Below are 18,067 nucleotides of genomic sequence, written 5' to 3' on the forward strand. Positions count from 1 at the left end.
GGTTCATCGCAGGAAACCGTGGAGCTTTAGGGAGCGATTGCGTAATCTGAGCCTGCGCTCAGCGCCGGCCCATCAGGCTCGCGCCGTAGACGAGCGCCGCGAGCGCGGTGATCCAGAAGCTCGTCGGCCAATCGGTGTAGTAGGCGAGCGTCACGCCGATCCACGCCTGCGCGAGCGCGAGCAGCGCGGCGAGCGCGAGGCCCGCCGAAAGGCGCGTGGTGAGATTCTGCGCGGCGGCGGCGGGCCCCACCATCAGCGTGAAGACGAGCAGCACGCCCACGATCTGCGTGCACGCGGCCACGGCCAGCGCCGCGATGGCGAGGAACAGCACCGAGACGAGACGCAGCGATACGCCCTTGGCCTCGGCCAGCTCCGGCTGCAGCGAGGCGAACAGCAGCGGCCGCATGATGGCCGCGAGCGCGGCGAGACTCGCCACGGCCAGCGTGGCGAGCACGCCGAGCGTATCGCGGCCCACGCCGAGCACGTTGCCGAACAAGAGCGCCGTGACCTGGGTGGCAAACGACGTGAAGTAATGCAGGAACAGCAGGCCGAAGCCGAGCGCGAGCGACAGGACCACGCCGATGGCCACATCGCGGCCCGCGAGTTTTTCGCCGAGCGCGCCCATCGACACGCCTGCGGCGAGCGTGAAGCCCACCATCCCCCAGATCGGCGAGATGCCGAGCAGCACGGCGCCCGTGGCGCCCGTGAAGCCGACGTGCGAGAGCGCATGGCCCGCAAAGGTCTGCCCGCGCATCACCAGAAAGTAGCCGACGATGCCCGCGAGCACCGCGACAATGCCCGATGCCGCGAAGGCGTTCACCATGAAATCGTATTCAAGCATCGTGGGTATGGCCGTGGGCGTTGTTGTCGTCGTTGTCGTGATCGGGGTGAGCGTGATGGCCGTGTGCGTGGCCATGGCCATGCGCGTGGTCGTGGTCGTGCTCATGCTCGTGGTCGTGCTTCTCGACCTCGACGTCGCCCGACATCACGAAGATGCGGCCCTTCATGCGCATCACTTCGATAGGCGAGCCATAGAGCCGCGAGAGCACCGGCGCGGTGATCACTTCGTCCACGCTGCCGAGCGCCGCCACGCCGTTGCCGAGATAGAGCACGCGGTCGAGCGAGTTCAGCAGCGGATTGAGTTCGTGGGCCGAGAACAGCACCGCGATGCCGAGTTCGCGCTGCACGCGGCGCACGAGTTCGACCACGCCGCGCTGGTGGTGCGGGTCGAGACTGATGAGCGGCTCGTCGAGCAGCAGCAGCTTCGGGTCGCCGAGCAGGCATTGCGCGAGCATCAGGCGCTGGCGCTCGCCGCCGGACAGCTCCGAGAGCGGCCGGTCGGCGAGTTTTTCGGCGCCCACCAGTTCGAGCACGCGCGCGACGTCGGCGCGCGTGGCGGCGCTGGCGCGCGGCAGGCCCCAGCGATGGCCATCGGCGGCCATCGCCACGAAATCGCGTCCGCGCACGCGGCGGCTGGCCAGCGCGGTGCGCGTTTGCGGCATGTAGCCGATCTTCGGATTACCGCGCGCCACGGGTTCGCCTAGCACGCGAATCGCGCCGTGCGCGGCGGGCACGAGGCCGAGGATCGCCCGCATCATCGTGGTCTTGCCGGCGCCGTTCGGCCCGAGCACGCCGATGAATTCGCCCTGGCTCACCGCGAAGTTGGCGTCGCGCAGGATCGTGCGCTCGCCGAGCGTGAGCGTCACGCCCGCGAGCGTGAGCACCGGCTGCGCCGCACGGTGTCCGTGGTGCGCGTGATGCCCGGCGGCGGGCGCTGGGTGCGTCGACGCATGTACGTGAGGGGAGGGCGCGGCCTCGGTCATCGCTTGTGTTCCCTGCTGTCGATTGCGTTATGGGGATCGTTGCCAGTATGGCCTGTGCTTCGTCGCTGCCGTGTTACGGCAGAAGCGTCACGGTCATGGCGACAGTCTTACTTTTGCGCAAGGGCCTTCGCCAGCGCGTCGAGTTGCCCGAGCATCCATTGCTGGAAGTTCACGCCCGCGGGTTGAGTCTCGGTCACGCTCAGCGCCGGCACCTTCGCTTGCTGCGCGATGTCCAGCATGCGCCGCGTGAGCGCTTCCGTCGCCTGGCTGTTGTAGACCAGCACGCGCACGCGCCGCTCGCGCAGGTCGCGCTCGAAGGCCGCGATATCCGATGCGCTGGCCTCGGTATCGTTCATCGCCGCCATCTGGAAGCGCAGGTTGCGCATGTCGAGGCCGATGGCGTCCGACATGTAGCCGAACACTGGCTCGGTCGCCGTCACCGGCTGGCCTTTGTACTGCGCGCGCAGCGTCGCGACCTTGTCGTCGATCGGCTTGAGCGAGCCGAGAAAAGCCGCAAGATTGGCATCGTACATGCTCTTGTGCGCGGGATCCGCCGCGCCGAGTGCGGCGCTCACGGCGCGCGCGACGGCGGGCATCGTGCGCGGGTCGTACCAGAGATGCGGATTGTCGCCGGCCTTCTTGCCGACCAGATCCGCCGCCACGATGATCGCGCGCTGGCCGCTCGCGCTGCTGGAGGCGGCGGAGAGCAGTTTGGGCATCCACGGATCGTAGTCGGCGCCGTTGTAGACCACGAGGCGCGCGCGCTGCAGCGCGCGCGCGGTTTTCGGGCTTGCCTCGAAGAGGTGGGGATCCTGATCCGGGTTGCTCAGGATGCTCGTCACGCTCACGTATGCGCCGCCGATCTGCTTGACGACATCGCCGTAGAAGTTCTCCGCCGTCACGACGGGCAGCGCCGCGCCCGGAGCGTCCGCCGCCTGGGCGGCGGCGCACGGACCAGGCAGCGCACCGAGCGCGAGGCATGCCGCCACGGCCGGCATGACGGCGCGCCTGAGCGCGGCAGCGGCCTGGGCGAGCCGGCCGGGCAGGCGCACGGCGAGCCCGATGCGCTTGCTTATGCGGGCTGCGGAGGTGACAGCGGACATGGTCCTATCCTTGAACGAGGCGTGAGAACGTGGCTAGAGCGGTGTTCGAGCGAAATCGCGGCGCGACCGGAAGATGCAAGTTTTCGTTAAGGCGCGATGATATAACGTATCACATTGGTTGGCGAGACAGCTACCCAGCCACGCACCCATTCCTTGTCCCACCGGACAGGCGCGCCAAATGCGCGCGCACTGAGCCGCCCGTTGCGCGCCGCACCATCGAAATCTGTCGTGAATCGCGTATGTCTGCCTTGACATGCACGCGTCCGTCGCCGATCATTCGATCACAAGCAGAGCAAATGCTCATGTGTCGGGCGATAGTTCGCGCGTCGGCTCGACGGACACAAATGGAGACAACCCTGTGGCACATTCCGCGCACCCGGCGGCAGGACGTTTGCAGGACAAAGTGGCTGTGCTTACCGGCGCGGCGAGCGGCATTGGCGAGGCGGTCGCGCGGCGCTATCTGGACGAGGGCGCGCGTTGCGTGCTGGTCGACGTGAAGCCCGTCGACGCCATCGCGCCCGCGCTGGCCGCCAGGTTTGCCGAACGCGTGCTCGCCCTCACCGCTGACGTCACGCGCCGCGAGGACATCGAGCGCATCGTCGCGGGCGCGCTCGGGCGCTTCGGCCGCATCGACATCCTCTTCAACAATGCGGCGCTGTTCGACATGCGCCCGCTGCTCGACGAATCCTGGGACATCTACGATCAGCTCTTCGCCGTGAACGTGAAGGGCATGTTCTTTCTGATGCAGGCAGTGGCGCGCCGCATGGTCGAGCAGGGGCAGGGCGGCAAGATCATCAACATGTCGTCGCAAGCGGGCCGGCGCGGTGAGGCACTCGTTTCGCACTACTGCGCAACCAAGGCGGCGGTGCTGAGCTACACGCAGTCGGCGGCGCTCGCGCTTGCGCCACACAGGATCAACGTGAACGGCATTGCGCCGGGCGTGGTCGACACGCCGATGTGGGATCAGGTGGACGCGCTCTTCGCTCGCTACGAGAACCGGCCACTGGGCGAGAAGAGGCGGCTGGTGGGCGAGGAAGTGCCGCTCGGCCGCATGGGCGTGCCCGGCGATCTCACGGGCGCCGCGCTTTTCCTCGCCTCGGCCGACGCCGATTACATCACCGCCCAGACGCTCAATGTGGACGGCGGAAACTGGATGAGCTGAGCGGCTCCGGTGTGTTCCGGCGGCTTCAATTCATGCAGCACGACCTGCGGTTTCGAACATAACGCAGCCAACAAGGAAGGAGACAACGTCATGAAACCAGCTATACGGCACGCCGCCTGGCGCCTCGCGCGCGCGACGAGCGCGCTCGCCCTCGTCGCCGCGGCGGGCGCTGCGCACGCGCAGACCGTCACGATCGCGATGTTGAACAACCCGGACATGCTCGAGCTGAAGAAGCTCTCGCCGGCCTTCGAGAAGGCCAATCCGGGCATCAAGCTGAACTGGGTGATCCTCGAAGAAAACGTGCTGCGCCAGCGCGCCACGACCGACATCACGACCAATAGCGGCCAGTTCGACGTGATGATGATCGGCACCTACGAGGCGCCGCAGTGGGGCAAGCGGGGCTGGCTCGCGCCCATGACGAACCTGCCCGCCGACTATGACCTGAACGATGTGGTGAAGACGGCGCGCGACGGTCTCTCGTATAACGGCACGCTGTACGCGCTGCCCTTCTACGTCGAAAGCTCGATGACGTACTACCGCAAAGACTTGTTCGCGGCGAAGGGCCTGACGATGCCCGAGCAGCCGACCTACGATCAAATCAAGACTTTCGCCGACAAGCTGAACGACCCGTCCAAGGGCACCTACGGCATCTGTCTGCGCGGCAAGGCGGGCTGGGGCGAGAACATGGCTTACGTGACCACGGTGGTGAACACCTTCGGTGGCCGCTGGTTCGACGAAAAATGGCACGCGCAGCTGACCTCGCCAGAGTGGAAGAAGGCAGTCGGCTTCTACGTCGATCTGCTGAAGAAGGACGGCCCGCCGGGGGCGAGCTCGAACGGCTTCAACGAGAACCTCACGCTGATGTCGTCGGGCAAGTGCGCCATGTGGATCGATGCCACGGTCGCAGCCGGGATCCTCTATAACAAGCAGCAGTCGCAGGTGGCCGACAAGATCGGCTTCGCGGCGGCGCCGACCCAGGTCACGCCGAACGGCTCGCACTGGCTGTGGTCGTGGGCGCTGGCGGTGCCGAAATCGTCGAAGTCGCAGGACGCCGCGAAGAAGTTCATCGAGTGGTCCACCTCGAAGCAATATATCGAGCTGGTCGCGAAGGACGAGGGCTGGGCCTCGGTGCCGTCGGGCACACGCGTATCGACTTATCAGCGCGCCGAGTACAAGCAGGCCGCGCCGTTCTCGGACTTCGTGCTGAAGGCGATCCAGAGCGCCGACCCGACTCACCCGGGCGCCAAGCCAGTGCCGTACACGGGAGTCCAGTTCGTTGGGATTCCTGAGTTCCAGTCGTTCGGAACGGTCGTGGGTCAGAGCATCGCGGGCGCCGTGGCGGGCCAGATGAGCGTCGATCAGGCGCTCGCCGCCGGCAACGCCGCCGCCGACCGCGCCGTGAAGCAGGCCGGTTACCAGAAGTAAGCGCAGAAGTCGGCGTAGAAGTCAGCGCCGCTATCAGCAGCGCGGTAGAAGCGAAGGGCGCGTCGAGCCACGCGGCACGAAGCGTCCTTCGCGAAGCCCATGCGGCGTCGTGCCCTGAGCCGCCGCGCAACGAAAGAAGGGTGGTCCTCATGCGTCATCTCCATCTTCCCATGCCCATGTTCAATCGAGCGCGCGTACCCCAGCCGCAACATGCGCAGACGCGCCGTTCGGCGTCACGCTGGCTGGTTTCGCCTTCCGTCGCTGTACTGCTGTTGTGGATGACGATTCCGCTCGCGATGACGATCTGGTATTCGTTCACGCGCTATAACCTGCTCAATCCCGATCTCAAGGGCTTCGCCGGCGTCGACAACTACACGTTTCTCGTCACCGACCCGTCGTTCTGGCCGTCGATCCTGCACACGGTCGAATTGATCGTGTCAGTGCTCGTGATCACCGTGGTCGGCGGCGTGCTGATGGCGGTGCTGTTCGACCGCAAGTTCCTGGGGCAAGGCGTGGCGCGCCTCTTTGCCATCGCGCCGTTCTTCGTGATGCCGACGGTTTCCGCGCTGATCTGGAAGAACATGATCCTGCATCCCGTGTATGGTCTCGTGGCCATCGCGATGCGCGCGCTCGGCATGACACCGATCGACTGGTTTGCCGACTATCCGCTCACCGCGGTCATCATCATCGTGGCGTGGCAATGGCTGCCGTTTGCGTTCCTCATTCTCTTCACCGCGATCCAGTCGCTCGACCAGGAGCAGAAGGAGGCCGCGCGCATCGACGGCGCGGGCGCCATCGCGATGTTCTTCTACATCACGCTGCCGCACCTGCGCCGCGCAATAGCCGTGGTGGTGATGATGGAAAGCATCTTCCTGCTCTCGATTTTCGCGGAGATCTACACGACCACGAGCGGCGGTCCCGGCAACGCAACCACCAACCTCACTTACCTGATCTACTCGATGGGCCTGCAGCAGTTCGACGTGGGCATTGCGTCCGCGGGCGGCATTCTTGCCGTCGTGCTCGCAAACATCGTGTCGTTCTTCCTCGTGCGCATGCTCGCGCGCAACCTCAAAGGGGAGTACGAAAAATGAGCCAAGTCACTGCCTCGCCCGTTCATGCACCCGAGTCGCCGCATGCCGTCAAGCGCTCATCCCCGCTCCGGTTCATCGGCCGCGTGGTGCCCGGGTTGCTCGCGTGGATCATCGCGCTCGCGCTGTTCTTCCCGATCTTCTGGATGACGATCACGGCGTTCAAGACCGAGCAGCAAGCGTATATCCCGTCGCTGTTCTTCACGCCGACGTTCGACAGCTTCCGCGAGGTCTTCGCGCGCAGCAACTACTTCGCGTTCGCCTGGAATTCGGTGTTGATCTCGGCGGGCGTCACGATTGTCTGCCTGATTCTTGCCGTGCCGGCCGCCTACGCGATGGCGTTCTTCCCGAACCGGCGCACCCAGGGGATTCTGCTGTGGATGCTGTCCACCAAGATGATGCCCTCGGTGGGTGTGCTCGTGCCGATCTACCTGCTGTGGAAAAACTCCGGGCTGCTCGACACCGTGAGCGGGCTCGTGATCGTCTACACGCTCATCAATTTGCCGATCGCGGTGTGGATGGCCTATACGTACTTCAACGAGATTCCCAAGGACATTCTCGAGGCCGGGCGCATGGACGGCGCGGCCACCTGGCAGGAGATCGTTTATCTGCTCATGCCGATGTCGGTGCCGGGGCTTGCGTCCACCGCGCTTCTTTTGATCATTCTTTCGTGGAACGAAGCATTCTGGAGCATCAATCTGTCGAGTTCGAACGCGGCGCCGCTTACCGTGTTCATCGCCTCGTATTCGAGTCCGGAGGGCTTGTTCTGGGCGAAGCTCTCGGCGGCTTCGCTGCTGGCGGTGGCGCCCGTGCTAATCGTCGGCTGGCTTTCGCAGAAGCAGCTCGTGCGCGGCCTTACGTTCGGCGCGGTCAAGTAGTGACGCAGGCAAGCGACGCAAACAATCGAAGCAAACAGGCAAAACAAGGACTCGACTCATGCCCATTCAGGCTCTGATCTGCGACTGCGACGGCGTGCTAATCGACAGCGAAGCCGTGGCCGCGCGCGTGCTCGTGCGCGAGCTCGAAACGCGCTGGCCAGGCGCTGCGGTGGCGCCCGTGCTGATGCCGCTGCTCGGGCAGCGCATCGAGCGTGTGCTCGGCGGCGTGAGCGAGGCGCTTGGCCGGCGGCTGACGCCCGCGGACGTCGACGCGATCCGCGCCGCGGCTGAAGCCGAGGCCGTCGAAGCGCCGCTCTTTCCCGGCGTGAGCGCGGCACTGGCGGCCATTGCGCTTGCCAAGGCCTGCGCGAGCAACAGTTACGCGGCGGTGGTGCGCCGCGTGCTGGAGCGCAACGGCCTCGCGTGTTTTTTTGGCGAGCGCATCTATTGCGCCGACATGGTGGCAAGGCCGAAGCCCGCGCCGGACGTTTATCTCGCGGCGGCGCAGGGGTTGGGCCTGGCGCCCGATGGATGCCTCGTGGTGGAGGACAGCGTGGCGGGCGTGAGCGCGGCGCGCGCGGCGGGCATGACGGTGCTCGGCTTCGTGGGCGGCGCGCATGTGGGCGGCGACGCGCACGCGCTCGAATTGCGCGAAGTGGGCGCGCAGGAGATTTTCGACGACATGCGCGCGTTGCCCGCGCTCGTGGCGGACTGGATACAGAAGGCGGATGCTCGCGCGCACTGAGCGCAGCTTGCGGGCAAATTTCGCAGCGAGACGATTCATGATCGAACGGAGACTGACATCATGGCAAGCGTGACACTGAGAGACGTACTCAAGCGCTACGACGAAACGGAAGTGCTGCGTGACGTGAACCTCGATATCGCAGACGGTGAGTTCGTCGTGTTCGTGGGCCCGAGCGGCTGCGGCAAGACCACGCTCATGCGGATGATCGCGGGACTCGAAGACATCAGCGGCGGCGACCTGATGATCGACGGCGCGCGCATGAACGACGTGCCGCCGGCCAAGCGCGGCATCGCGATGGTATTCCAGTCGTACGCGCTCTATCCGCACATGACGCTCTACGACAACATGGCGTTCGGGCTCAAGCTCGCGGGCACGAAGAAGGCCGAGATCGATGCGGCGGTGAGGAACGCCGCGAAGATCCTCCATATCGACCATCTGCTCGACCGCAAGCCCAAGCAGCTATCCGGCGGCCAGCGCCAGCGCGTGGCGATTGGGCGCGCGATCACGCGCAAGCCCAAGGTGTTCCTGTTCGACGAGCCGCTTTCGAATCTCGACGCCGCGCTGCGCGTGAAGATGCGCCTCGAGTTCGCGCGCCTGCACGACGAGCTGAAAACGACGATGATCTACGTGACGCACGACCAGGTCGAGGCGATGACGCTCGCGGACAAGATCGTCGTACTTTCGGCGGGCAACGTGGAGCAAGTGGGGAGTCCGAACCGTCTCTATCATGCGCCGGCGAACCGCTTCGTGGCGGGCTTCATCGGCTCGCCGAAGATGAACTTTCTCGATGGCGTCGTGCAGCAGGTCGCGAGCGACGGGGTCGTCGTGCGCTACGAAACGGGCGAGACGCAGAAGGTGGCGGTGGAGCCGAATACGGCATCAGGCGCGCGCGAAGGCGACAAGGTGACGGTGGGCATCCGCCCCGAGCATATGCATGTCGCCACGGGCGAATACGGCGTGAGTGCGAAGGCCAATACGGTGGAGTCGCTCGGCGATGCGGCGTATCTCTATGCGGAGTCGCCCGTTGCCCCGGATGGCCTGATTGCGCGCATTCCGCCGCTGGAGCAGCACGAGCGCGGCGAGGTGATGAAGCTGGGTGCGTCGCCCGATCATTGCCACCTGTTCGATGCCGACGGCATGGCGTTCGAGCGCCGCTTCGCGCAGCAGATGGCGGCTTGAGAGACAGGCGCCGTTTCGGGAGCGAGGCGGCGCCGCGATGATTGTCGCAGAGGGGGCCTGAATCAAGGCCTTGTATGCCCGCTTTCGAGCGGGTTTTTTTGTGCCAGGGCCAACCGCCAGTAGGCAGCATTGATGCGGTCATAGAGTGAGAGCGGGAAGACTACAAAATCGTCGTCACCTCCGCCGCTCGAAAACAGAAGGTGGTTGCCTGCCCAGGTTATCTCTGGGGAAGGTGTATGGAACGATCGTCGAAGGATCAGCTTTCCAGAGGTATCGTAGACACGGCCGACATATTTCGGGTTGTCACCATGGTCGCAATCAAGCGTGCACTCCTCGGCGACATAGCGACCATCAGGGGACGCGCGGCGAACGCAGTCATACGCGCTGGAGTCTGAACGATGTAGAGTAGAAGCAGGCTGACGCGATGGCGATCTTTTTCATAGCTTGATCCGGATCGGTTCACGTAGTCGAACACGTTTGCGGTCGGAGAAAATGATGAAATCGCCCCCCCCTTTGGTGCTTCATGGCCCACTGCCGGAAATCCTTATTGTGCACCGGGTAATAGACATTCCCCTTTACCCTCATGTCGCCGCGCGCGACTGGATAGGGTAGATACAGGGACGGGGCATTGAGCTGGCCCACGAGGCCATCATAGGGAACGACGATGACGCCCTTGCTACTCCAGTGACCGAGATACTGCGAAACGTCGCCGCGCTTGTCGGTAAAGTCGTAGCATCTTTCGATGCTATAAGGAGCAAGAACGAGTTCATCTCATAAAAGAAGTCCGCTGTGATCATCGGTGCAAGTACCATCGCGCCATGGCGCATGGCAAGGCTTCGATACGCTCAGCCCCCATCCGCCAACGCTGCCCGCGCGCATTCCTCATCGGTCACGAGCCCCGAGAGCCAGCCGCCCTTGAGCACCGCGATCACCGCCTCGCGCTTGCGCGCGCCGCCTGCGAAGCCGATGGTGGGGCGCCTGGGCGGCGCATCCAGATGCAGGCTCGTCACGCGCCGTCCGGTGGGCGAATCCACGCGCTTGCCGCGCGCATCGATCGGCAGGCCGAGCATTTCCGCAATCGCCCCCAGGCGCATCAATTCATGCACTTCGTCGGTGGTGAGGAAGCCATCCTCATGCAGCGGGCAATGCTCGCCGATATTGCCGATGCCGACGAACGCCACATCGGCCTCGCCCGACAGCGACTCGACGATGCGGTAGAGCCGGTGATTGCACCATTGCGCGCGCTCCGCCTCGTTGTCGGCGATGAGCGGCGCGGGCAGCAGAAAATGCTTGCCGCCGGTTTTCTCGGAGATATGCAGCGCCACGTCGTAGCGGTTCGACGAACCGTCCTGCGCGATCGCGCCCACCATCGAGACTAGGCGGTGCTGCGGCCGCTCGAGCTGTGCGATCTGATCGACGGCGGCCTTGAGCGTTCGCCCGCTGCTCACCGCCACGACCATCGGCCGCTCCTCGCCCAGATAGCGCTCCATGACCTGCGCGCCGGCTACCGCGAGCTTGCGGTCGATGGCTTCCTGGGTGTCGCCGTCCACGGGCACGACTTCGCACATTGCGAGGCCGTAGCGCTTCATGAGCCGGTCCGCAAGCGCGAGGCAGTCGGCCAGCCGATGATCGACGCGCACGCGAATCAGATTCTTCTCGACCGCGAACGCGACGAGGCGCTGTGCAACCGGGCGCGACACCTGGAGCTTTTCGGCGATCTCGTTCTGGGTGTTGCCGGCCACGTAGTAGAGCCAGGCGGCGCGAGTGGCGAGATCGAGTTTTTCTGTGGACTTGGGCACGGTGTTGATCGGAGCGGGCTTCGCGGCGAATGCGTGAGCGGGTTGTCTGGTGCGAGGCGGAGTGTACTGGAAACCTTCGGTGCGCTCAGGCGAGCCTTTCTCGCGCGGGATCGAACAGAGGCCGCACGTGCCGATACAGCGAGCGATACGCTTCGAGCCGCTCGCGCAGCGCCGCGTGGCGCGCCGCGTCGGGCGTGTATTCGGCGGCCACGGGTGCCTTCGCCAGCACCTCGTCGAATGCGCCGCCCGCCGCCAGCCAGCCGAGGCGCGCCGCGCCCAGCGCCGCGCCCGTTTCGCCGCCGCCGTGCTGGCGCGTGGGGGTGTCGAACGCGTCGGCCGCAAGCTGTGCCCAATACGCGCTGCGCGCGCCGCCGCCGAGCATCGAGAGCGGGCCCACCTCAGTGCCCGCCGCGCGCAGCGCGTCGAGGCCGTCGGTGAGCGCGAGCGTCACGCCTTCGAGCACCGCGTAGCCGAGCAGCGCGCGGTCGGTCGCGTGCGTCATGCCGAAGAACACGCCCTGCGCATAGGGGTCGTTGTGCGGCGTGCGCTCTCCCGAGAGATAGGGCAAAAAGAGCGGCGCTTGCGCGAGCGTTTGCGGCGCGAGACGCTCGACTTCGGCGAGCAGCGTGGGCTCGTCGGTGCTGGTGAGCTTGCAGACCCAGCGCAGGCAGCTGGCTGCCGAGAGCACGACGCTCATCTGATGCCAGCGCTCGGGAATCGCGTGGCAGAACGCATGCACGGCCGAGGCCGGATTCGGCCGGAAACGATCGCCGATCACGCACAGCACGCCCGAGGTGCCGAGCGAGACGAAGCCGTCGCCAGGCTGCACGGCGCCGATGCCGATCGCGCTCGTGGCGTTGTCGCCGCCACCGGCCGCGACCACCACGTCCTCGCGCAGGCCGAACTCGCGCGCGAGCGCCGGCAGCAGTGTGCCCGAAGGCGCGCTGCCTTCGGCGAGCGCGGGCATCTGCGCACGTGTCATGTTGCAGGCGTCGAGGAGCGCGTCGGACCAGTCGCGTTTCGCGACATCGAGCCATAGCGTGCCCGCCGCATCGGAAGGATCGGAGACCTTGCCGCCCGTGAGCTTCAGGCGCAGCCAGTCCTTGGGCAGCAGCACGCAGGCCATCCTGCGAAAGTGTTCGGGCTCGTTGCGCGCGACCCACAGCAGCTTGGGCGCGGTGAAGCCCGGCATCGCCAGATTGCCGGCCACGCGATGCAGTTGCGGTGCGCGCGCGGTGAGCTCGGCGCATTCGTCGACGGCACGCATGTCGTTCCAGAGGATCGCGGGACGCAGCACGGTGTCGTCTTTATCGAGCAGCACCGCGCCGTGCATCTGCCCCGAGAGGCCGATGCCGCGCACCTCGGCGAATTCGCGCGGATGCTTCTCGCGCAGCGCGGCGAGCGCGCGGCGCGTGCCGTCCCACCAGTCGGCGGGATCCTGTTCGGCCCAGCGCGGTTGTGGGCGCGATACCGTGAACGGCGAGCCCGCGGTGCCGATCACGCGGCTGTCGGGGGAGAGCAGCAGGACTTTTACTTCGGAGGTGCCGAGGTCGATGCCGAGATACATGGGCGCGCGCGAAAGTCGTGAGAGTGGAGGAGCTACTTTAGCCGCGCGCGCCGGGCTGCGCCATGCGCGCCGACCCAGGGGCGCGGCGCGTGCTCAGACGCTGCATCCGCGCTTTGCGAGCCATGCATCCACGCGCGCGAGCGCGTCGCGCAGGGCGCTTTCGAGCGGCGCGCTGCCTGCGAGGCTGCCCCAGAGCAGCTTGTCGGCGCAGAACATGGCGAGCGGGTCGCTTGCTTCGAACATTTTCGTCACGGCCTGGCCGTCCATCACGCCGTCCTGATACGCGTACGGCAGCGTGCCTTTGCTCCAGCGCTGCAGGAAGCGCAGGAACAGCGCGGGCAGGATGGCCGTGGCGGCCGGCACGGCGCCAGCCGCGACGCGCTGCGCGATGGTTGGCGCGATGAAGCCAGGAATCTTCGAAAATCCATCGGCGGCCACGCGCTGATTCGTGTCCTGGATGTACGGATTGCTGAAGCGCTCGAGCACGACGTCGCGGTACTTCGCGAGATCGAGCGGGCTGGGCGTGAGGCAGGGGATCACGTCCTCGCTCACGTACTCGCGCGCGAAAGTGCGGATGTCCGCGTCGTTCGTGCCTTCGTGAATGTAGTCGAGCCCGACGAGCGTGCCCGCCCACGCGATGCAGCTATGCGTCGCGTTGAGGATGCGGATCTTGGCCTCTTCGTAAGGCATCACCGATTCGACCAGCTCCGCGCCCGCGCGCTCCCACGCGGGGCGCCCCGCACAAAAGTGATCCTCGATCACCCATTGGATGAAGGCCTCGCCCATCACGGGGCAGGCGTCGTCGATGCCGGTCGCGGCCTTCACGCGTTCGCGCACGTCGGGCGTGGGGCGCGGCGTGATGCGGTCGACCATCGAATCGGGGCAGGCGGTGTGGCCATCGAACCAGTCGCGCAGCGCCATTGCGCCGCGCAGCGCGAGGAATTCGCGCATGCCCGCGTGAAAGCGCTTGCCGTTGCTGCGCAGGTTATCGCAGGTCTGGAGCGTGACCGCGCTGTTGCCATGCGCCCCGCCGCGCGTCATGCGCGCTTCGAGAATCGCAGCCAGCGCGCCGTAGATCGTGCTGCGCGCGCCGTTGAGATCGGCGGCGAGATCGGGATTCGCGGTGTCGAGGCGGTCGTGCTCGTCGAGGTAATAGCCGCCCTCGGTCACCGTGAAGGCGATGATCTTGCACGCGGGATCCGCGCCCGCCGCGATCAACGCCGCCAGGTCGGCGGACCATGGCAGCACGCGCGTGATCGAGCGGATCGTCTCATAGGCGCGCTCGCCCTGTGGCGTGACCGTTTCGAGCGTGTAGACGCCGTGCTGCGCGGCGAGCGCATCCATGACGGCGTTCATGTCAGCGCGGATGTTGCCGACGGCGAGGGACCAGACCGGCTCGTCCGGCTTGCGCGCGAGATTCGCGCGATGCAGATACCACGCCTGATGCGCGCGATGAAACGATCCGGCGCCAATGTGCAGGATCACGTTCGCGTTGCTGCGTTCGCTGTCCATCTGTGTGTCTCCTCAGATAGCGTCATGCGCGCCCTGTGCGCGTCCATGCGCTGCCCGGTGATATCGAGCAATTGATCTATTGATGAACGAATGATCGTATCCGGTCGTGCGAAAGTCAAGACGGCTTCTGCGGGTTTTTATCGGCGTGCTGCGGGTGCTTTTGGCGCACAGGCGCGTGCGCAGGCGCAGCGGGAGAAAATGTGCGGCGACAATGTTGTGATGCACAAACGCGGCACGGCCCCCGAAGAGCGCGGGCAGGCGCGGCGCTCGCGCTCGTGGGCTCAGTCCTGCGCGTGCGTCACCGCCGAGATGGCGGCGACGGCCTGAGCGGTCGCATTGGCGGCGCAGCAGTCGACGACGATGCGCTCGGGCATCGCGCGCAACCACGTGAGCTGGCGCTTGCAGAGCTGGCGCGTGGCGAACACGCCCTTGTCGCGCATCGTGGCGTAGTCGATCGTGCCGTCGAGGTATTCCCAGGCCTGGCGATAGCCCACGCAGCGCATCGAAGGCAGGTTCGGATCGAGATCGCCACGCGCGCGCAGCGCCTTCACCTCGTCGATAAAGCCGGCGGCGAGCATGGCGTCGAAGCGCTGCTCGATGCGCTGGTGCAGCACGCCGCGATCCGACGGCTCGAGCGCAATCGGCACGAAACGGTAGCGCGCCGCTTCATCCTCGCGCGTGGCGTTCGTGCGCGGCGCGGCGAGCAGCGCCGACATCGGCTGGCCTGCGAGCATGAAGATTTCGAGCGCGCGCTGGATGCGCTGCGAGTCGTTGGGCGCGAGGCGCGCGGCCGTGGCCGGATCGACTTGTGCCAGACGCGCGTGAAGCGCGGGCCAGCCATCGCGCGCGGCTTCGGCGTCGAGTTGCGCGCGCACGGCGGGGTCCGCGCCGGGCAGATCGTTGAGTCCTTGCGTGAGCGCCTTGTAGTAGAGCATCGTGCCGCCCACGAGCAAGGGAATGTTACCGCGCGCGACGATTTCGCCGGTCACGCGCAGCGCATCGGCGCGAAAGTTGGCGGCGGAGTACGCCTCGGCGGGATCGACGATGTCGATCAGGTGATGCGCGGCCGCCGCGCGCTCCTCAGCGCTGGGCTTGGCCGTGCCGATGTCCATGCCGCGATACACGAGCGCCGAATCGACGCTGACGATCTCGACCGTGCGAGCTTGGGTCGCGTTGGCTGCCTTTGCGTGCTGCGCGGCATACGTGAGCGCGGCCGCCGTCTTGCCCGAGGCCGTGGGCCCGAGCAGACACGCGATGGGCAGTGCTTCGCTGGATGGCTTCATGAGTGTCGCTTCACTGGCCGCGCATGAAGAGCCGGTCGAGATCGGCGAGCGTGAGCTGATACCACGTGGGCCGGCCGTGATTGCACTGGTCGGCGCGCTCGGTGGCTTCCATCTGGCGCAGGAGCGCGTTCATCTCGTCGAGCGTGAGGCGCCGGTTCGCGCGCACCGCGTGGTGGCAGGCGAGCGTGCCGAGCATCTCGTGCTGGCGCTCGGTCAGCACGCGCGAGCCGCCAAAGGCGTGCAGATCGGCGAGCACCGCGCGCGCGAGGGCTTGCAGGTCCGCGTCCTTCAGGAGCGCGGGCACCGCACGAATGGCGATCGACGTGGGCGAGAGCACGGCGAGATCGAAGCCGAGCGCTTCGAGCGTGGCTTTTTCTTCCTCGACGGTGCCGGTTTCCACCGGGTCGGCTGTCATGGAGACAGGGATCAGCAGCGGCTGGACCGCGAGCGAGCGCTCGGCGAGCGCCTGCTTGAACTGCTCGTAGAGGATGCGTTCGTGCGCGGCGTGCATGTCGACGATCACGAGGCCGCGCGCGTTTTGCGCGAGCACGTAGATGCCGTGCACCTGACCGAGGGCGAAGCCGAGCGGATGGTCGTCGCGGGCGTCGAAGGCGGGCTGGGAGCCTTGTGTGGCGAAGGACGCGTCCGCCGCCTGGCCGGTCTGCGGCAAGGTCGCGCCTTGTGCCGTGCCGGCGCCGACGTCCTTGCGGCCGAACAGGGCGTCGTAGAGCGCGAGCGGCTGTGCGACGGGCAGGCTGCCTTGCGTCATGCGCGACTGGCGCAGCCAGGTGTTGCCGCTGGCGCCGGAGCCACCGCCCGAGCTGCCGCTTGAACCGCTTGAACCGCTTGAACCGCTGGAGCCGCTGGAGCCGCCAGAACCGAACCCCGAAGCGCGGCCTCCGGCGCCACCGGAGAAGCCGCTTCCAGCGCCGCCGAAGCTGCTCGCGACGCTGGCCGTGCCGAACTTGCCAGGCGCGCCGAAGCCCGCGGGCGGCGCGCCGGCAGCGCCGGTCGCGCCAATGCCGCCGGCGTTGCCCGGCCCACCCGCAGCCAGCCCGGCTGACCCGCCCAGCACGCCGGCGCCCGGTGCGGGCCGCGGCTCGATCAGCGCGGCGTGGCCGCCCGCCGTGGTTTCGGGCGATGCGCCCGCATGGCGCGCGAGCGCGCGCTGGACCGCGTGGAACACGAACTGGTGAATCGAGCGCGAGTCGCGAAAGCGCACCTCGATCTTCGACGGATGCACGTTCACGTCGACCGCTTCGGGCGGCAGGTCGAGAAACAGCACATACGACGGATAGCGGTCGCCGTGAAGAACATCTTCATAGGCGGCGCGCACGGCATGCGTGAGCAGCTTGTCGCGCACGAAACGGCCGTTCACGAAGAAGTATTGCTGGTCGGCGCGATTGCGGCTCGCGGTAGGCAGGCCCGCGCAGCCGTAGACGGCGAGCGGCCCGGCGCGCTCGTCGAGCGGCAGATGCGCGGTGGCGAAGGTCTCGCCGAGGATCTTCGAGACGCGCGTGGCCGGATCACTGGCGTTCCAGTGCTCCACGGCGCGGCCGTTGTGCAGCACCGAGATCGCCACGTCGGGCCGCGCGAGCGCGCTGCGGCGGATCATCTCGAGACAGTGGCCGAGCTCGGTCTGCTCACTCTTCAGAAACTTGCGGCGCGCGGGCGTGTTGAAGTACAGCTCGCGCACTTCGATGGTGGTGCCCTGGCCGCCCGCGGCGGGCGAGAGCGCGCCGGTGTGCGCATCGATCTTCACCGCGTGCGCGGCGCTGGCGGGGCGGCTCGTGATCGACATCTCGGCCACCGAGGCGATCGAGGCCAGCGCTTCGCCGCGAAACCCGAGCGTCGCGACGCTTTCGAGTTCGGTGAGCGAGCGGATCTTGCTGGTCGCGTGGCGCATCAGTGCGAGCGGCAACTCGGCTTCGGGGATGCCGCAGCCGTCGTCGGCGATCGAGATGCGCTTCACGCCGCCTTCGTCGAGCAGAATGCGCAGCGTGGACGCGCCCGCGTCGAGCGCGTTCTCGAGCAGTTCCTTCACGACCGAGGCCGGGCGCTCGACCACTTCGCCCGCCGCGATCTGGCTGATCAGCTGGTCGGGCAGCGCCTGGATCGCGCGTGCGGGCTGCGCGGCGCGCGAGGTGTGTGCGGGGTCCGCCGCTGCAGCAGTTGCGGTGGCGGCTGCGGTCGCATGCGCGGCTGCGCCATCGGCAGAGTCGGGCGCATTGACGGATGCACCGTCTGGTGCACTGCCGGGAATTGCGCCAGCGCCGGCAAGATCGGAATTCGAAGACATGCGCGCAATTATAGCGATTCGGCGCGGGCCTCCCCGGGCTGCCCCAGCGTGCGCCTACGGGCCCGGTTTTGGCGAAGTTCGAGACGCTTTCGGGGCACTTTCGATGGATTTTTGCGGATTTTCGCGGGAATTTTTCGTGACGAGGGGCACTTTCGGTATCATGGCGCGGTCAATTTTGCTTCTCGCGCAACACCGGCTTCGCGC

Annotated in this window: 14 protein-coding genes and 1 pseudogene; 6 read left to right on the forward strand and 9 right to left on the reverse strand. The window is 66.7% G+C overall.

Features of this window, described 5'->3' with window-relative positions:
• Window positions 1–58 precede the first annotated feature (58 nt).
• From PWP93_RS01085 to PWP93_RS01095, 3 genes are all read right to left on the reverse strand, one after another.
• Entirely contained in the window at window positions 59–841 is a 783-nt protein-coding gene (locus PWP93_RS01085; protein WP_421043154.1) for a metal ABC transporter permease, read from the reverse strand.
• Window positions 834–1,823 (reverse strand): ABC transporter ATP-binding protein, encoded by a 990-nt coding sequence (locus tag PWP93_RS01090; protein WP_421043155.1) that lies wholly within the window; start codon window positions 1,821–1,823, stop codon window positions 834–836. The genes PWP93_RS01085 and PWP93_RS01090 overlap by 8 nt, the downstream gene beginning before the upstream one ends.
• A gap of 107 nt (window positions 1,824–1,930) precedes the next feature.
• Window positions 1,931–2,821: a metal ABC transporter solute-binding protein gene (locus PWP93_RS01095; protein ID WP_421044975.1), complete on the reverse strand. Its 891-nt coding sequence runs from the start codon at window positions 2,819–2,821 to the stop codon at window positions 1,931–1,933.
• 463 nt (window positions 2,822–3,284) lie between these two features.
• On the opposite strand from PWP93_RS01095, the gene PWP93_RS01100 reads away from it, so the two are divergent.
• From PWP93_RS01100 to PWP93_RS01125, 6 genes and pseudogenes are all read left to right on the forward strand, one after another.
• The gene (locus tag PWP93_RS01100; RefSeq protein ID WP_421043156.1) at window positions 3,285–4,088 is read left to right on the forward strand and encodes an L-iditol 2-dehydrogenase; all 804 of its coding nucleotides are present in this window, start codon (window positions 3,285–3,287) and stop codon (window positions 4,086–4,088) included.
• 90 nt (window positions 4,089–4,178) lie between these two features.
• Window positions 4,179–5,513, forward strand: a complete 1,335-nt coding sequence (locus PWP93_RS01105) for an ABC transporter substrate-binding protein (RefSeq protein ID WP_421043157.1) — start codon at window positions 4,179–4,181, stop codon at window positions 5,511–5,513.
• A gap of 233 nt (window positions 5,514–5,746) precedes the next feature.
• A pseudogene (locus PWP93_RS01110) lies at window positions 5,747–6,604 on the forward strand (carbohydrate ABC transporter permease); the annotation flags it as partial.
• Window positions 6,601–7,479, forward strand: a complete 879-nt coding sequence (locus PWP93_RS01115) for a carbohydrate ABC transporter permease (RefSeq protein WP_421043158.1) — start codon at window positions 6,601–6,603, stop codon at window positions 7,477–7,479. The pseudogene PWP93_RS01110 and the gene PWP93_RS01115, both read left to right, overlap by 4 nt.
• A gap of 58 nt (window positions 7,480–7,537) precedes the next feature.
• Entirely contained in the window at window positions 7,538–8,224 is a 687-nt protein-coding gene (locus PWP93_RS01120) for an HAD family hydrolase (RefSeq protein WP_421043159.1), read from the forward strand.
• A 60-nt stretch (window positions 8,225–8,284) separates the two neighbouring features.
• Window positions 8,285–9,403, forward strand: coding sequence for an ABC transporter ATP-binding protein (locus PWP93_RS01125; RefSeq protein ID WP_421043160.1), 1,119 nt, complete (start codon window positions 8,285–8,287; stop codon window positions 9,401–9,403).
• Window positions 9,404–9,862: 459 nt separating this feature from the next.
• On the opposite strand, the gene PWP93_RS01130 is transcribed toward PWP93_RS01125, so the two are convergent.
• The 6 genes from PWP93_RS01130 to mutL form a co-directional block, all read right to left on the reverse strand.
• Window positions 9,863–10,147 (reverse strand): DUF6402 family protein, encoded by a 285-nt coding sequence (locus tag PWP93_RS01130; protein ID WP_421044976.1) that lies wholly within the window; start codon window positions 10,145–10,147, stop codon window positions 9,863–9,865.
• Between the two features lie 101 nt (window positions 10,148–10,248).
• Window positions 10,249–11,202, reverse strand: coding sequence for a sugar-binding transcriptional regulator (locus PWP93_RS01135; protein ID WP_421043161.1), 954 nt, complete (start codon window positions 11,200–11,202; stop codon window positions 10,249–10,251).
• 85 nt (window positions 11,203–11,287) lie between these two features.
• Window positions 11,288–12,769 (reverse strand): xylulokinase, encoded by a 1,482-nt coding sequence (xylB, locus tag PWP93_RS01140; RefSeq protein ID WP_421043162.1) that lies wholly within the window; start codon window positions 12,767–12,769, stop codon window positions 11,288–11,290.
• Window positions 12,770–12,862: 93 nt separating this feature from the next.
• Window positions 12,863–14,281, reverse strand: a complete 1,419-nt coding sequence (gene dalD / locus PWP93_RS01145; RefSeq protein ID WP_421043163.1) for a D-arabinitol 4-dehydrogenase — start codon at window positions 14,279–14,281, stop codon at window positions 12,863–12,865.
• A gap of 281 nt (window positions 14,282–14,562) precedes the next feature.
• Entirely contained in the window at window positions 14,563–15,564 is a 1,002-nt protein-coding gene (miaA, locus tag PWP93_RS01150) for a tRNA (adenosine(37)-N6)-dimethylallyltransferase MiaA (protein ID WP_421043164.1), read from the reverse strand.
• A 10-nt stretch (window positions 15,565–15,574) separates the two neighbouring features.
• Entirely contained in the window at window positions 15,575–17,863 is a 2,289-nt protein-coding gene (mutL, locus tag PWP93_RS01155; RefSeq protein WP_421043165.1) for a DNA mismatch repair endonuclease MutL, read from the reverse strand.
• Between the last annotated feature and the right edge of the window lie 204 nt (window positions 17,864–18,067).

Origin of the sequence: Paraburkholderia sp. A1RI-2L (assembly GCF_048957375.1) — a bacterium.
GTDB lineage: Bacteria > Pseudomonadota > Gammaproteobacteria > Burkholderiales > Burkholderiaceae > Paraburkholderia.

What these genes read in the sequence shown, in the direction of transcription:
- PWP93_RS01085 (WP_421043154.1), bottom strand. Translation starts at nt 841, where the DNA reads ATGCTTGAATACGATTTCATGGTGAACGCCTTCGCGGCATCGGGCATT.
- PWP93_RS01090 (WP_421043155.1), bottom strand. Translation starts at nt 1,823, where the DNA reads ATGACCGAGGCCGCGCCCTCCCCTCACGTACATGCGTCGACGCACCCA.
- PWP93_RS01095 (WP_421044975.1), bottom strand. Translation starts at nt 2,821, where the DNA reads ATGCCGGCCGTGGCGGCATGCCTCGCGCTCGGTGCGCTGCCTGGTCCG.
- PWP93_RS01105 (WP_421043157.1), top strand. Translation starts at nt 4,179, where the DNA reads ATGAAACCAGCTATACGGCACGCCGCCTGGCGCCTCGCGCGCGCGACG.
- PWP93_RS01115 (WP_421043158.1), top strand. Translation starts at nt 6,601, where the DNA reads ATGAGCCAAGTCACTGCCTCGCCCGTTCATGCACCCGAGTCGCCGCAT.
- PWP93_RS01120 (WP_421043159.1), top strand. Translation starts at nt 7,538, where the DNA reads ATGCCCATTCAGGCTCTGATCTGCGACTGCGACGGCGTGCTAATCGAC.
- PWP93_RS01125 (WP_421043160.1), top strand. Translation starts at nt 8,285, where the DNA reads ATGGCAAGCGTGACACTGAGAGACGTACTCAAGCGCTACGACGAAACG.
- xylB (WP_421043162.1), bottom strand. Translation starts at nt 12,769, where the DNA reads ATGTATCTCGGCATCGACCTCGGCACCTCCGAAGTAAAAGTCCTGCTG.
- dalD (WP_421043163.1), bottom strand. Translation starts at nt 14,281, where the DNA reads ATGGACAGCGAACGCAGCAACGCGAACGTGATCCTGCACATTGGCGCC.
- miaA (WP_421043164.1), bottom strand. Translation starts at nt 15,564, where the DNA reads ATGAAGCCATCCAGCGAAGCACTGCCCATCGCGTGTCTGCTCGGGCCC.
- mutL (WP_421043165.1), bottom strand. Translation starts at nt 17,863, where the DNA reads ATGTCTTCGAATTCCGATCTTGCCGGCGCTGGCGCAATTCCCGGCAGT.